Below are 13,333 nucleotides of genomic sequence, written 5' to 3' on the forward strand. Positions count from 1 at the left end.
GCGGGCGGCGGCGGCCGGCGGAAAGTCAGATGGCCTTGGCAGGCCGCGTGGGTGCCGAAAAGGCGTGGGTCAGGCGGGTTTTGGCGCGCTCAGCATCCGCTCCACATAGCGAGCGATCAGGTCGATCTCCAGGTTCACGCGCGCGCCGGGCTTCAGGTCCTGCAGCGTGGTGACCTCGATCGTGTGGGGGATCAGGTTGATCGAGAACGTGCAGCCGTCTTCGTCGTCGATGACCTTGTTGACCGTCAGCGACACGCCGTTGACCACCACCGACCCCTTGTAGGCCAGGTAGCGTCCCAGCTCGCGCGGGGCGCGCACGCGCAGTTCATGCGACTCGCCGACCGGCGCGAAGTGGGTGACTTCGCCAAGCCCGTCGACATGGCCCGAGACCAGGTGGCCGCCGAGGCGGTCGGCCAGGGTCAGCGCCTTCTCCAGGTTGACCCGGCAGGGCTTGTCCAGGCCAGCGGTCTTGTCGAGCGATTCGCGGGAGACATCGACGTCGAAGGCGTCGCCGTCCAGCGCGATGACCGTCATGCAGGCCCCCTGGATGGCGATGCTGTCGCCAAGGATGACATCGGACAGGTCCAGCCCGTTGGCACGGATGCGCAGGCGCACACCGGCATCGGCTGCGGCTTCGCTGCTGCCCAGCGGGGATACGGTTTCGATGCGGCCGACGGCCGCGACAATGCCAGTGAACATGATCGATGCTTGATGCAATGGGAAAACACGCATGCTAGCAGGTGCGCAGCGGATTCGTTTTGCTCGCGGCTTGCCGGCAGGCGATCAGACGTGATCGGCGCGGCGCGCGATCAAGCGCAGGTCTTCGCCGATCATGCGCACGTCGTGCCAGCGGAAGGCTGCGGCGTCCTGCAGCCGCGCCAGGGGCGGCAACTGGAACATGCCTTGCGCGTCGCCCAGCAGCTTGGGCGCGAGGTAGATCAGCAACTCGTCTGCGCAATGCTCGCGGATCAGCGATCCGTTGAGCTTGAAACCGGCTTCCACGTGCAGCTCGTTGATGCCGCGCCGGCCGAGTTCTTCCAGCATGTGGCGCAATTCCACCTTGCCGTGGGGATTGGGCAGCACCACCACTTCCGCGCCGCGGGCTTCCAGGGCGCGACGGCGCGCGGCATCGTCAAAGGCGCAGAACACCAGCACAGGCTTGGCAAAGTCGCCGGTGTCCGGCGTCAGCAGGCGCGCGTCCAGGGGAATTTCCAGTCGGGAATCCACCACCACGCGCTGAGGCTGGCGCGGCGTGTCCACGGCACGCACATTGAGCTGCGGGTTGTCGTCGCGCACGGTGCCGATCCCAGTCAGGATAGCGCTGGCGCGCGCACGCCAGGCGTGGCCGTCGTCGCGTGCCGCCTGGCCGGTAATCCACTGGCTGCTGCCATCGTGCAGCGCGGTGCCGCCGTCGAGCGAGGCGGCCACCTTGACACGCACCCAGGGCAGGCCACGCGTCATCCGGTTGACAAAGCCGATGTTGAGTTCGCGTGCTTCTTTTTCGAGCAGGCCGCAGCGTACGTCCACGCCGGCTTCGCGCAGCCGCTGCAAGCCACGGCCCGAAACAGTCGGGTTCGGGTCCTCCATGGCCGCCACCACGCGCGCGATGCCGGCGCGCACGAGCGCGTCCGCGCAGGGCGGCGTCCGGCCAAAATGGCTGCAGGGCTCGAGCGTGACAAAGGCCGTGGCGCCCTTGGGATCGTTCCCGCGCGCCGCGGCATCCTTGAGCGCCTGGATCTCGGCGTGATCCTGCCCGGCGGGTTGGGTGAATCCCTGGCCGATGATCTTGCCGTCCTTGGACAATACGCAGCCAACGCGCGGGTTGGGCGTGGTGGTGTACATGCCACGCTCGGCGAGCGCGAGAGCCTGTGCCATGGCTGCGTGGTCGGTATCGGAGAACATGAGGCCTGGTGCTTCCTGCCGCGCGGGCGGTGAGTTGGATATGGTTACAGTCATCAGGTGTCAGGGCGGCTCGGACTGTGCGAGGCCGTCGCAATCGGCATCCTGCCCCGGCGTGCACAAGCGGACGCGGCCGTGGGCACCGAGCCTTAGCTGCCGCTGTTCGCCCCGGCAGGTCACGGTGAAGGTGGCGGCGAGAAACCCGCCTTGCTCTGAGCGAGAGTATCCCACAGCTGTCATGCGCAGCGTATGGCTGCCTTGCGCGGTCGAGCGCAGGGTGATGCGCAGGCAGGCGTCGCGCAGTTCGACGACAGCAAGCAAGGCGGCGTTGCCCTGGCCCGGCTCGTCCCCCGGCTCCAGCGCCAGCCGCCAGCCGTGGTCCAGCGACGAAGCACCCGGCAAGGGCGTCAGTACCACGTCGGATCGCCGGGCTACGGCGGCCGAGCGCGCCACCGCCAGCGAGCCGGCCAGGCGGTCTGCCGCCAGCATCACCTGCTGGCGCGCCTGCAAGCGCTGCCAGGACGGGAAAGCCAGCGCCGCCAGGATGGCCAGCACGGCCACGCAGGTCAGCAGTTCGGCAAGCGTTGCGCCGCGACGCGAATGCCGGTGCCAATTCCGGTGCCAGATCCGACGCACGGCCGCCTCAGCACGCCTGGGGCAGCGGCACCGGCTCCGTGGCAAAGGCCGGCTGGGCAAGCCATTCGCCGGTGCTGCGCAGAATCAGCGTGCCGCATGACGCATCCGGCGTCTGCGGCACGGCGCGCAGCTCCACGCAATGCGCGAGCCCGCTGCCCGGGCAGGCACTGGCATTGATCCAATGACGCGGGCGCGCTACCTGGGCGGGCACCGACTGCGGCCACTTGCCGGCAGCCGTCGCGCCGCCCGGCTGGGCGGCGAAGGTCATGGTGGCGAGCGCGTGGCGCTCCAGGTCCAGCATCAAGCCGATCAGTGCGCTGCGCGCCTCGGCGCGCCTGCCGCGTTCCATATGCTGGTGCCAGGCAGGCATCACCATTGCCATAAGGATTGCGGAGACAGTCAGCGTGATCAGCAACTCGAGCAGGGTGAAGCCGATTGGGCGGTGGCAAGGTGTCATGCAGGGAGCTCCGGGAAGCGGTGGCGCGGTTGGCGGTGGATTGGTCTGGAAGACTTATCTAGGCCTCACGGCGACCCGGAGCGGATCAGCTCGCGCCAGCTGAGGCGGCCGGTGCGGCGGCTGGCGACGCTGCGGTTGAGTGGCACGGCGCGTCCTTCCTCCAGGGACCAGAGCGTCAGGGTCACGTCCTCACGCGAAGTAATGCCCGGTAGCGGTGCAAGTTTGGGCGGTAGTGCCGCGCGTTCGAGAACGACGGTCGCCTCGGCGCTGGCCCCGAACCCGGTTGCTACGTGAGTGGGAAGCCCGCCAGCCTGCGCGCTGGCAGTGGATTCGCCGCTCAGCGCGTGGATCAGGTACGCGCGCTGGCGCGCGTCGGGCGTCCGAGTGACAAAGCCGAGGTAGCCCGGGTCGGCGGGGAGAAGCCGTTCCAGGCGCTCGCCGGGATTGGGAAGAGGCAAGTGCCAGCCAGCGGTGGATACTTGTCGGCCTTGAATATCCGGCGTGTGAGCCTGCCGGCGCAGCACCACGCCGCCTCCTTGAGGCTGGGCCACAATGCGTGCGCCGCTGCGACTTGGGCTACCTGCGTCTGCGAGGGCCGTGCCGTCGAATACCGCGCTGACATGGGTGCCGGTTCCGTAAACCACCAGGTGGCCGCCAGCGGCGCTGATCAGGGCAGGGGGCACGATTGCGCGCGGCGAAGGTGCTGGGTTGTCCATCCGGTAAATGCAGTCGACGCGCCGGCCGCTATCGCGCCATGGCATTGCACCGCGCAAGTCGAAGCGCCAGAGCCCGCCGAGGGCATCCACCGCGTACGCCGCCAGGGCCACGCCGGAAGTATCTGGCAGGATGCTCGCGGCAAGCAGCGCGGGGTTGGGTCCGGCGCTCCCGCAACCGCCGGCCGGCAGGAGCAGCCGGCGTATCGCGTGGCGTCCTTGCCACGGCGCGTGCGTGGGTTTGTCCAGGGGCAGGATGGCGATGCCGGCCTGTTGCCCCGGCGGATCGCGATGCGGCACGCCTCGGTGGGCTTGGCGACCGTGCGAGGCGCCCAGCGTCACCATGGCGTACCAGCGCGGGCCTTCAGGCGTGGACAGTGCCAATGCGCGGACGGGGCCCGACGGGGCCAGCGGCAGCGTGTCGGAAGCCCTGGCCTCCCAGAGCGGTCCCGCTGGTCGCTGCGTCGCCACATTCGTGATGTCGAGGGCGAAAACACCTGCCTGTGGATCGGCTGCGTCCGCCGGAAGGCCACACAGCAGCACGGTGCGCCAGCGGCCGGGTTCGAGCGAGACGTCGGCAGCCTCGGGGTGGGGGCAGGGTGTGGGGCCCTGTTTTGGCATTGGTCGCGGCTGGTAAGCGAGTACTTCGTCGCCGGACGTCGCATTGAACGCGCGCAGCCTGCCATCACGCATGCCTAGCCAGACCAGCTCGGCGCGCGCACCGTGCAGAGCAACGAACTCGGCGTGGCCCGGCCAGCCAGGCATCCACGTGGGAGGCGGCACCAGGACGGGCTGCATGCTGCCCGCGCCCTGTGCAGCGCCAGCGAGCAGCAGTCCGGCGGCGAGTGCGGTCAGCGAGTCGTGGAACCGGGCGGAGCGCGTCATGGCTGGAACTCGCTTTGCAGCAAGCTGCGTACCGCCGCGTCGCGCGCAATGCCTAGCGCAGTAATGCGGAAACGCAGGCGCGGCCCCGTGCCTGAAGCGTAATCGGATCCCAGCCATTCGCCAGGAGGGCGCTCGTGCATCAACTCGACAACGTACCGCGGCATGGCGCTCGCCCCAACCGCTCCGGATGGCAAGGCCGGCAGGGTAACGCCGCTGAATGAGCCCATCGCGATGCCGGTGGTCTCATCCGACCGGCGCGAATCGAGCCAATTCAACCATGGTGGCGGCATGCCCGGGGCGGGCCGGCAGAGTCCCCGCTGCGCGCCGGCGCCGCATTGGCCTGGCGGTGGCCACGCAGCAAGGCGGCTATGCACTCCGGACGCGCCGTTGCTGAGCGCCGCCATCAACTCCGCTTCCGCGTCGAGCAACGCCGTCTCCGCCGCGCGAAAGGCGACCTCCTGTTCGAGCTGGTAAGTGGCCACTTGCCTGCTGGCGAGCAGGAATTGAAGGCCAGCCAGGGTTGTGGCGGCCACAAGCAGAAGCATCGTGGCCGTCAGCAGGAGCGTGGTGCTCCCTCCGGCCCGGTTACCGCGCAGCAGGCAAGGCGCAACCGTCGCGCTCAGCATAGTGTCTGCCTGCAGGGCCAGGTATTGCGCGGGCGCACGGATGCCGAGAACACTCGTCGTATCAAGGCAGGCCGGTCGTGCGGCGAGAAGACGAGGTCGTCGACATGGAGGCCGGTGCCGGCATGCGCGCCCGGTGGGAACAAGGTGAGTACGGCCGGCGCTGCCGGCAGCGCCAGTGGGCGCTCACCACGCAGTACTAGTGCCACCTGCACCACCAGTACCTCGCGCCAGGCCGCATCGCCCCTGGCGCGCAGTTCCTCGGCGCGCAGGAACGCGTCGGCCTTGCCATCGCCATCGGTATCGATGCCGTATCGCAACTGCATGGCCTCCACGCCGCGCACCAGGGCGCCCGAAGTCCAGCTTCCCTCCAGCACCCGCCCGTCGCGCCGGCTGGCATAGCGGCATAACAGTTGCGGCTCGCCATCCGCGCCGGTGGCGATATAGATCAGGCTCTCCCCCGCATAAGCGCGGGCTGCGCCACCAGCCGATCCGCCAACGCTCACCGCCGGCAATGCATACCCGCTGCAATCGATCATGGTCTGGTCCGGTAGCGTCGGATCCTGCACGCGCCCGCTGCCGCTGAATCGCACCAGCAGCGCATCGCTGCCATTGATGCCACGGCGAGTGCAGGTAGGCAGCGCGGCAATGCCCGGCTGGCCGCAATCGTCGCGCCCTGACAGCGCCGGTGGTGCATTGGCCGGCAAGGCCGCGCCGACCGGCTGCCAACCGCTATGCCGGACCAGGTGGGAGAGGATCGCGAGCGCCCGCTGGCCGCGTTCTTCCAGTAGCACGAGATCGACGGCGGTGCGGTAAGTGACCTGGACGGCATGGAACGCAGACACAGCCAGCGCGCTGACCAGCAGGCTGAGAGCCAGGCCGACCATCAGTTCGATCAACGAGAATCCTTGTGCGCGACGAGCCCTCATGGCCGGATCCAGAGAGCGATGACGCGCAGCGCGGACGCGTCCCGCACGCCGCCGGCAGGTCTCGACGAAGCCAAGGACAACGGCCCGACGACCGCCAGCCTTGATCCCGGCGAGCACCCGCCGCCCTCCGCCGAAGCAAGCGACTGGCACAGTTGGAGGTCATTAGGGCCAATGCCGCGCGCCTGAAGGGGAGACAGCGCGAGGCCCGGATCCCCCAATTCTGCCAATTCCGCGGCGGCCCGTGTAGCGTGGCCAAGAGCCTCATAGCCGCGCAGCGTGCCTAGTGCGAACGGCGCCAGCGCAGCAAGCGGCAGCAGGCCGACGCCGAGGACAGCGAGGGCGGTGAGGGATTCGACGAGGATGAAGCCGCCGCCGCGGCGATACAACGGGGGAAAGGCAGCTTGACGGATACGCGGTCTTGCTCGCACTTGCATGAAGGGCTCCCTTGGAAGGCGTTGTGCCCAAGAGTAGCCAGCATGCGCTCCGGAAAATGTTCCAGACTGTAGAGGTTGTGAGGCGGCTTGTTAATTCTGCGTGCCCGCAGCGCCAATGCGCGGAGCGGCGGCAATCCGATCCATCCGGTTGCCGCGCCAGATGGATCAGGGCGGTGCCAGCGCGCTCGCGGTGCAAGTGGTATCCCGCAACGGGTCACAGACTCGTGATCTGCCGAGCGCATTGATCTCCACCACGCGCTGCAGGGTACCCAGCGTGAAAGTTGCGGTCGCCGTGAGTTGGGATCGTGTAGCCGCCGTGATCGAATAGCCGACCGGTGAAAAGGCGACATATCCCGTTGCATTGGGGTTGGTATTGAAGGTGATGGTGATATCGCTGGGGATCGGATCGTATTGCGAAATCAATGTGTCACTCGTCGTGAAAGCACCGTCAGGCGTGCTGTGTTCAGAGAATACCTGCCAGCCATTGTTCCACGCCGCACCGATGGGAGCGACGGTGACATAGCTGTTGGTTGCGGCTGCCCCGGAGCGCGCCTGCGCGATGGCGGAGGCGAAGCCGTCGGCAGCCGAAACGAGGCGCTGCCGTCGCAGGAAGTCGCTCATGTTGGGCGTTGCCATGGCAAGCAGAATAGCGGCAATCGTCATCGTGATCACCACCTCTATGAGCGTGAATCCGCTCGCACGGGGGGGCTGGATCCGGAGCTTTTGCATACTTGCTTACCAGCAGCCTGCGGTCGTAGCATACACGCCGCTGGTAAGCATGTTGTACTTCTCGCCAGTACTGCGATAGACCAGTGTGCCGCACGTTGAGTCCGGTTTGATCGGGCTGGCTTGCAGTTCCACACACTGTCCATTTGATGCACCACATTGGGCCGCCAGGATCTGGTAGCTGCCGGTGGTGGGAGAATCTCCAGACCAGGTCTTGTAGCCAGTCCAGAGGGTGGTTGTACCCGCGCCGTAGTAGCTGTTTACCTGCGAAAAATGCCGCTCAAAGAGTTGCATGTCTTCGAGCAGGGCGGCCTTAGCTTCAGCACGCTTGCCCTTCGTAACATAGCTCGAGTAATTCGGGTAGGCAATCGCGGAAAGAATGGCAATGATACTCACCGTGATCACGGCTTCAATCAGTGTGAAGCCGCGCTGGGATGTCCTATTGGCGCGTTGCATAGCGAATCCCTTTCGATCCTAGTTCAGCGTGAAATTTCGAATCTCGCGCCATCCGGCACGGGCCTTGCGCATATTTGAATTGGTCGAATTTCCGCTCTGGCCATTGGCTCCGACAGATGCTGTGCCGGATGCGCCAAATGAGATGACCTGGGTGGTCTTCGTTTCGACGATGCCGCCGACCGCGCTGCGATTCGCGTTCGCGACGTTAATGACGATCACCGACGGCGCACCGAGCAGGCCGATGCTGGACAGATAGCCCGAAACCCCGTTTCCCGGCATGCCGGTCAGTGCGCCCAGCGCGTAGCTCCTGCTGCCACCGCTGGTGCCGCATGAATCCGTGCCGGTGTAGAGGGAGTTGAAGTACACGATCCCGTCCTGCGCAACCACGGAAGTGACTTGCCTCTCCGTCGAGTCAAGGAAGTCCAGAACCCAGCCAGGCTTGCGAGGCGCGGCATAGCCCGGAGCGTAAGACGAGGAATTGAAGGTGTACGACTTTCCGTCGGCAGCCGCCTGAATCGTTACTGCATTGAGCTTGCTGCGGTCGGGGACGTAGTTGGTGCCGCCGCCGTCGTAAATGCCATAGAACGAGTTGGTCTGGCTAACTGAGGAGGACGTGTCCGACAGTTCGTAATACTTGCCTGTGCCGAATAGCACCATGTACCCGCCGGGCGCGTAGACCACTTGCGGCTGAACCGTGATCGGCTGACGCCGCCCCTGTGAGTCGGTGGCGACAAACATCGGCTTACCGGGTGTTCCGCCGAAAGCCGGCAGGGCACCGGCGGTTGCATTGCCATTCCACGTGCTTGGGGTGCCAGCCACATTGAACTTCCACAAATTGCCCTGCAGATCTCCAGCGTAGAAGCTTGTGACACGGCCATTGGGGGCGCCAACGGAAGCCGGTGTGCTCAAGCCGTTCGCTGTAACGTAAGGCGGTACTGCCACGGGCGCGGGCGTGACTATCTTGAAGTAATTGCTGTTCAGGGTCCACGCGGTACCCGCTGTCTTGTCCAGTGAAAGCAAGAACAAGGCAGCTGGGGCATTGGCGTTCGAATAGCCGTCATTCTGGTTGGGATTCAGGCCATTGCCGACCACGACAAACCATTTGTAGACGGGGTTGCCGCTGGTATCCGTACCGGTTTGCAGCTTGGCGACGATCGGCGGGCCCATGACATTGCCCATGTCGGCGTCATCCTTGTCGGTGAACTCCCAGAGGACGTTGGCACCGCCAAAGGCTGTACCGCTCTTGCCGCCATCCGGATCGGTCACGTCCAGTGCGTAGATGCCTTGCGCGCCGCCACCGAACCCGCCAGCGAGTACGGATTTCCAGGCGCCGTTGACTTGTGCTTCTGTGACCAGGGGCGTGGCATCCACGTATGGGCGGTGCGAATAGCTCGGTGATGTGAGCTGCGGCAGCGCGCTGAATATGGCATTGGGCACGTAAGCAAGGACTTCGTCGCCAGTATTCGCATTGAAGCCGTGCAGCATGCCGTCGTTGGTTCCGACATAAACCATCGGGGTGCGGCCGGTGTAGGTGGTCAGGAAGCTGCCGTAGCCACTATCGGTACGGGTTGCGGCAGGGTCACCCACAAAGACCGGGCCTGATCCGATGATGTCGCCGAATACCGTCGTGCGGGCTCTGAACGGACCGCCACCGCCTTGCCCATTGCTTTCCTGTGTCCGGTCGCCACGAAGATAGTTGAGGCGATTTTGGCCGTTGCCATCATTCAAGCCAGAGTCAGGGTTGAGATTGAGTAGCGCCTGTTGCGCAGACGAGATGGCGTTCCCGGTGAACTGAAAGGGAACTCCCGCGCCGCTGGTCGAGTTGAGGGTGAAAATGGAGCGCGTACTCGGGCTCTTGCTGGCGAGCCGGTTCCCTGCCTCCCACGTTCTGGTCTGCGCGATCGTTACGGCCGTGCCGTCAGCGCTTTTGGAGATAGCATAGGCGCTCAACTGGCCGTTCCATTTCTGGTCGAATCCGGGCGTGTAGACAAAACCATTCTGCACGATGCGGTTGCTAGTGAGCGCGATGCCGGAGAGCGTGCCCGCGGAACTCGTGATCTGGACGAAGATCTTCTTGATGGCATCGATCATGGCCTGCGGCTGGCTTGCGAGGAACCAGTTCGATGGGACGTTCGATCCCGTGGGCGCAGCTTCCCACTCCGTGTTATTGGTAACGGTCGTTCCGCCCTGGCCGGCTGCCTTGAAGGGATTTCCGTCCCCGTTGCCACCGTCGATCTTATCATCCTTGAATCCGCCGTACTTTGCGGCGAGAAAGATCTGGCTCTGACGCTGGGTTGCGCCGACCGTTCCGTTTCCGGCTTCATTGACATCGATGCCAAACGTTGTGACGCGCGCAGAGGGCATGTCGGGGCGAAACGACGAGGTGTGCGCCCAGTAGGCGACCCCCGCAATGTAATAGGTTGACCAGTTAGAGGTCGGATGCAGGATGTCGCCCAGATTCGTGAACGAGGAGGGCAGGGGGGTGGCATTGCCCGCCGCTGGCGTGTTGGTTTCCAGTGCTCCGACCTTGTTGGTCCACGCTCGCACATCGAATCCGCTATAGCTGTCCACTGCCCGGGCAGGGTCGCCGTGCGAGGTGTCGACGTTGCCTGGAATGTAGTGATCCTCGTGGGTATTGATGTCGCCAATCGTCACGACGTAGTTGCGCTGGCAACTGTTGAGCATCGGGTCGGCATCCCAGGTCGTGTAGACGGGGAAGTTGTCTGCATAGGTCGTATTCGGAAGGCCGCTGATAGCTTGTGGGGTGGGGCCGTCCTTGTGGAACTGGAGGTAGCGGATGCTCTCGTAGAACAGTTCGCTGATCGGGTCATACGTCTTGTAGTTGCCGAGCGGGTTATCTGTTGGGCCGCCAAGGTCGCCCATTGTCTTGCCACTGAGTTGCGTGCTCGTGCGGCCAAACTGATTGAGGTAGTTGATAACCCCGCTGATTCCTTCTGTGCGGTTGAGCGGGTTCCGATAGAACACGCCCGTTGCCGGATCCCATTCCTTTGCGGTATTTGCGATCGTTCTCAGGTTGGAGTCAACCGCAGTAGTGCCGACATACTTCATCGGGGCCCGCAGCACCCCACCATAGCGCTCGTTCGGTGTCTTGCTGGTGTCATTGGTGCCGTCGTTCAGATAGCCGAAAGCCGCAAAACGCACGCGATCGGCATTTCTTTGCATCTGGCCGACGGGCTTGTAGTTGCTGCCATAGTTGTAGCAGAGGTCGGTGCGCGTAGTTGCCTCGCCGCTATCGCAAACCTGAATCTGGACACGGAAGCTACGTCGTTCCGTCAGCTTGCTGTTCTTGTAAACGTCGGCATATTTTCCCGGGCTCCCGCAGTTGCCGCTGCTATCGTCCGCATCGGAGAAGAAGATGTGGTTGCCACACGAAGCAATATAAATCGTGCTGTACGAGAACGGCGTTACCGCACTCGGCGCGCTGCTGATGTTGCTGACGGCCGTGACGCTCTTGACCGGGAAGTAACTATTGCTGCGGAAAAAGTCCGATCGGAGCACGGCACGCTGCAAGACCGTCTGGGTCGTGGTGTCCACCACGCGGTCGCCGCCGGTCATCGCCATCCGCAGTTCGTCGATCGAGGACGACGCGGCCCAGTTCATGAAGTTTCCGCTAAATGCGCTGGAACATTCATGGCCTCCATTGCCGGAGGCGTTGCCGCTGCTTGCAAAATAGCCATTGGTGCTGTCGTATGTATAGCACTTGGCTGCATTGAAGTAACCGAGGTAAGTCGTATTGTAGTTATATGACGTGTCGACGTTCTTCGAATTCAAGGGGCCGCGGTAGGCAGTACCCGTAGTCGGGAACTCTACCGAGAGCGTCATCATCAGGTTGGGGTGAATGTTTTGCGATTGCCCGAATAGAGGGGTCTGCGCAATTGTCACGGTTGGCACGCTAGGCGTGCTTGCCGCCCAAAGTGCAGTAGCCCATAGCATCGCGCACAGAGGCAACAGGCGTCGGAGTGTATTCATGAATTCGTTCCCGATTCGATGCTGGCTGTTCTAGTTGTCCGTCTTGCGGTACAGCGACTGAACCATTGCCTGGGTGGCGTTGTTGGGGCCAAAGCCAACCGCTGTCACCCGATACATATAGCGCGTGTTGTCAACGGCGCCGCCAATGGATTGATCAGGAAGCAACTCGATGATGTAGCGAGGCTTCTGGCTTGGAGTCAGGCCCGTCCCGGTCGGGAATGTCCGGCCCGTAAAGGTACCGTAGGCCACCGTCTGCGGGTTGGTGGCAGAAGCGCTCCAGCTAACGGTGTTCCATATCTGTGCATTGATATTTGCCAATGTATTGCACAGGCCCTGGTAGGGAGCGGCTACCGTTGTCCCGATATTGCATCCACCGTCGACCGTGAAGCCCGTCGCCGCTGTCGGCTGGAAAATTACCGAGCGGCTCTTGGGGCCGGTTGTGTTCTGGATGTCCATTTCGGCATCGCGCAAGGCGGCCTCAGCTGCCTGGAACGCAATCTCGAAATCGCGTTGATTGCGGGTTGTGCGTTTTGAGTCCAGCGCCAATCTCGCGCCACCCAGTGCCAGCACGGATATGACGAGCAGCATGATCAGCGCGGTGACCAGGGCAAAGCCGCGGGCCGGATATTTCACTGCTGGATGGTTCAGAGGCACGAAGGATCTCCCTGCATGCAACTCAGGTAGTTGCGCACTTGCACCGTTGCCGTGAACAGGCGGCGCGCGGACTGTGGGTTTTGAGTCGGCGTGAACGTGCCATCGGCGCCGTTGTATATAGGACCGAAGAGCTGGATCGTGGGCTGCCCGGAACTGTCTGCGCTTGCATTGTCGCCTCGCACGACCAAAGCCACCTTCAGCGCATAGACGCGTGCCCATTCGGCTGCGCCGACCTGGCTGGCGGGAACGAACTTGTCCGCCACTTCATCGTCATCTGTGGATATGCCGTAGAGCACCTGCAAGCTCTCTACGCCCGGGATAAGTTGCTGCGCGACAAAGGTAGACGTCTCCTTGCCGGATGCGCGCCGCCGGTATTTGCACATCAGATAGGGCAGGCCATCGGCGCCGTTCTGCACATAGAGAATCGAGAGTCCGCGTTGACTTGCCGCACTATCGATGCTGGACGGCGCGGCGACGGCTTGTCCGGAGCAATCCACCATGGATCCATCGCTCACGGTCGGGTCAGCCGCCGTCCCGACGCCGAAGAATCGAGTCAGCAACACGTCGCTGGCATTGACGGCGGCGCCAGCATCGCAACCCAGCGTCTCGTTGTCCGAGGGAGTTGAGCAGTTGTCCAGTCCCATCAGCATCTGCGAGCTGATCTGCATTGAGCCACCATCGCTGGCCGGAGGCGTGTAGGCAATCTGACGCAACATTCGTGAAACGACGCCGATCGCGAACTGACCGCGCTCCTCGAGGTTGGCGCTGTCATTGATGCTGCTATAGGTGCTGCGGGTCAGTAGGTAAAAGGAAGTTGATGCAACCAGCACCAGCATGCCAAGCGTCAGTGCAACCATCAGTTCGACCATGGAGAAGCCTGAGCTTCGCCGGCGACGACGGGGTGGTTGTCCGGAGCCGGCCATGAGCGTTC

The 13,333-nt window shown here is 64.0% G+C and carries 13 protein-coding genes; all 13 read right to left on the minus strand.

What is annotated here, in order from left to right:
* Window positions 1-69: 69 nt before the first annotated feature.
* The 13 genes from AC1RQC_RS04330 to AC1RQC_RS04390 all read right to left on the minus strand — a co-directional run bounded on the left by AC1RQC_RS04330 (window position 70) and on the right by AC1RQC_RS04390 (window position 13,325).
* The gene (locus AC1RQC_RS04330) at window positions 70-699 is read right to left on the minus strand and encodes a riboflavin synthase (protein WP_492882534.1); all 630 of its coding nucleotides are present in this window, start codon (window positions 697-699) and stop codon (window positions 70-72) included.
* An 84-nt stretch (window positions 700-783) separates the two neighbouring features.
* Window positions 784-1,902 carry a bifunctional diaminohydroxyphosphoribosylaminopyrimidine deaminase/5-amino-6-(5-phosphoribosylamino)uracil reductase RibD gene (gene ribD / locus AC1RQC_RS04335; RefSeq protein ID WP_492373305.1) on the minus strand — a complete coding sequence of 373 codons (1,119 nt, stop codon included), beginning with the start codon at window positions 1,900-1,902 and terminating at the stop codon, window positions 784-786.
* 60 nt (window positions 1,903-1,962) lie between these two features.
* Window positions 1,963-2,535, minus strand: coding sequence for a GspH/FimT family pseudopilin (locus AC1RQC_RS04340; protein ID WP_492882535.1), 573 nt, complete (start codon window positions 2,533-2,535; stop codon window positions 1,963-1,965).
* A gap of 7 nt (window positions 2,536-2,542) precedes the next feature.
* Window positions 2,543-2,992: a type IV pilin protein gene (locus AC1RQC_RS04345; RefSeq protein WP_492882536.1), complete on the minus strand. Its 450-nt coding sequence runs from the start codon at window positions 2,990-2,992 to the stop codon at window positions 2,543-2,545.
* A 65-nt stretch (window positions 2,993-3,057) separates the two neighbouring features.
* On the minus strand, window positions 3,058-4,590 hold the full coding sequence (locus tag AC1RQC_RS04350; protein WP_492373308.1) for a pilus assembly protein: 1,533 nt from the start codon (window positions 4,588-4,590) through the stop codon (window positions 3,058-3,060).
* The gene (locus tag AC1RQC_RS04355; protein WP_492373309.1) at window positions 4,587-5,135 is read right to left on the minus strand and encodes a pilus assembly protein; all 549 of its coding nucleotides are present in this window, start codon (window positions 5,133-5,135) and stop codon (window positions 4,587-4,589) included. Before AC1RQC_RS04355 ends, AC1RQC_RS04350 begins: the two co-directional genes overlap by 4 nt.
* 74 nt (window positions 5,136-5,209) lie before the next feature.
* Entirely contained in the window at window positions 5,210-6,142 is a 933-nt protein-coding gene (locus tag AC1RQC_RS04360) for a PilW family protein (RefSeq protein WP_492373310.1), read from the minus strand.
* Window positions 6,139-6,576, minus strand: coding sequence for a type IV pilus modification PilV family protein (locus tag AC1RQC_RS04365; RefSeq protein ID WP_492373311.1), 438 nt, complete (start codon window positions 6,574-6,576; stop codon window positions 6,139-6,141). Before AC1RQC_RS04365 ends, AC1RQC_RS04360 begins: the two co-directional genes overlap by 4 nt.
* A 165-nt stretch (window positions 6,577-6,741) precedes the next feature.
* Window positions 6,742-7,305: a GspH/FimT family pseudopilin gene (locus AC1RQC_RS04370; protein ID WP_492882537.1), complete on the minus strand. Its 564-nt coding sequence runs from the start codon at window positions 7,303-7,305 to the stop codon at window positions 6,742-6,744.
* A 6-nt stretch (window positions 7,306-7,311) separates the two neighbouring features.
* On the minus strand, window positions 7,312-7,758 hold the full coding sequence (locus AC1RQC_RS04375; protein WP_492373313.1) for a type IV pilin protein: 447 nt from the start codon (window positions 7,756-7,758) through the stop codon (window positions 7,312-7,314).
* A gap of 18 nt (window positions 7,759-7,776) precedes the next feature.
* A complete protein-coding gene (locus tag AC1RQC_RS04380; RefSeq protein ID WP_492882538.1) occupies window positions 7,777-11,748 on the minus strand; it encodes a pilus assembly protein in 3,972 nt (1,323 codons plus the stop codon).
* Between the two features lie 30 nt (window positions 11,749-11,778).
* Window positions 11,779-12,402, minus strand: coding sequence for a pilus assembly PilX family protein (locus AC1RQC_RS04385; protein ID WP_492373315.1), 624 nt, complete (start codon window positions 12,400-12,402; stop codon window positions 11,779-11,781).
* On the minus strand, window positions 12,393-13,325 hold the full coding sequence (locus AC1RQC_RS04390) for a PilW family protein (RefSeq protein ID WP_492882539.1): 933 nt from the start codon (window positions 13,323-13,325) through the stop codon (window positions 12,393-12,395). The genes AC1RQC_RS04385 and AC1RQC_RS04390 overlap by 10 nt, the downstream gene beginning before the upstream one ends.
* Window positions 13,326-13,333: the final 8 nt, after the last annotated feature.

Source organism: Cupriavidus sp. GW822-FHT03E04, from assembly GCF_058801495.1.

Excerpts from the sequence above, each read along its gene's own strand:
- AC1RQC_RS04330 (WP_492882534.1), bottom strand. The coding sequence starts at position 699 with ATGTTCACTGGCATTGTCGCGGCCGTCGGCCGCATCGAAACCGTATCC.
- ribD (WP_492373305.1), bottom strand. The coding sequence starts at position 1,902 with ATGTTCTCCGATACCGACCACGCAGCCATGGCACAGGCTCTCGCGCTC.
- AC1RQC_RS04345 (WP_492882536.1), bottom strand. The coding sequence starts at position 2,992 with ATGACACCTTGCCACCGCCCAATCGGCTTCACCCTGCTCGAGTTGCTG.
- AC1RQC_RS04350 (WP_492373308.1), bottom strand. The coding sequence starts at position 4,590 with ATGACGCGCTCCGCCCGGTTCCACGACTCGCTGACCGCACTCGCCGCC.
- AC1RQC_RS04355 (WP_492373309.1), bottom strand. The coding sequence starts at position 5,135 with ATGCTTCTGCTTGTGGCCGCCACAACCCTGGCTGGCCTTCAATTCCTG.
- AC1RQC_RS04360 (WP_492373310.1), bottom strand. The coding sequence starts at position 6,142 with ATGAGGGCTCGTCGCGCACAAGGATTCTCGTTGATCGAACTGATGGTC.
- AC1RQC_RS04365 (WP_492373311.1), bottom strand. The coding sequence starts at position 6,576 with ATGCAAGTGCGAGCAAGACCGCGTATCCGTCAAGCTGCCTTTCCCCCG.
- AC1RQC_RS04370 (WP_492882537.1), bottom strand. The coding sequence starts at position 7,305 with ATGCAAAAGCTCCGGATCCAGCCCCCCCGTGCGAGCGGATTCACGCTC.
- AC1RQC_RS04375 (WP_492373313.1), bottom strand. The coding sequence starts at position 7,758 with ATGCAACGCGCCAATAGGACATCCCAGCGCGGCTTCACACTGATTGAA.
- AC1RQC_RS04380 (WP_492882538.1), bottom strand. The coding sequence starts at position 11,748 with ATGAATACACTCCGACGCCTGTTGCCTCTGTGCGCGATGCTATGGGCT.
- AC1RQC_RS04390 (WP_492882539.1), bottom strand. The coding sequence starts at position 13,325 with ATGGCCGGCTCCGGACAACCACCCCGTCGTCGCCGGCGAAGCTCAGGC.